At 66.1% G+C, this 507-nt stretch carries 1 protein-coding gene; it reads right to left on the reverse strand.

Features of this window, described 5'->3' with window-relative positions; genetic code table 11:
• On the reverse strand, window positions 1-370 hold a 370-nt coding region (ruvA, locus tag JCM19049_RS17380), incomplete at its 3' end, for a Holliday junction branch migration protein RuvA (protein ID WP_279403542.1).
• Window positions 371-507: the final 137 nt, after the last annotated feature.

The following is a 507-nucleotide window of genomic DNA, read 5'->3' on the forward strand; positions in this document are numbered from 1 at the left end:
CGATCCGGCTGGCACCCTTGGGACCGATGCCCGAGACCTTGGTGAACGCGGCGGTGTCCTTCGTGTTGGCCGCCACGCGCACCTGCTCGGGGCTGTGCACGGCCAGGATCGCCAATCCGGTGCGCGGGCCGATCCCGGACACGGAGGTGAGCACCTCGAAGACCTCGCGCTCCTCGGCCGAGGCGAAGCCGTAGAGGGTCATCGAGTCCTCACGGACCACCAGGGAGGTGTAGACGGTGGCCTGGCTGCCGACCTGCAGGCCCGAGAGCGTTTGGGGGGTGGCGTTGATGAGCATCCCGAACCCGTTGACGTTGATGACCGCGTTGTTCAGGGCCACGGCCTCAACCCGGCCGGACAGTGAGCTGATCATGCCACTCCTTTGCATACCTTGTCGACATCCCCAGCATATCGAAGATATGTACGAATATCGATTAGCGTCCGGTGCCGCGGCGCTTGGCCGAGGCCTCCGCGGCGATCCAGGCCTGCTGGGCGGTGGTCAGCTGGGTG

This window comes from Arthrobacter sp. JCM 19049 (assembly GCF_001310435.1).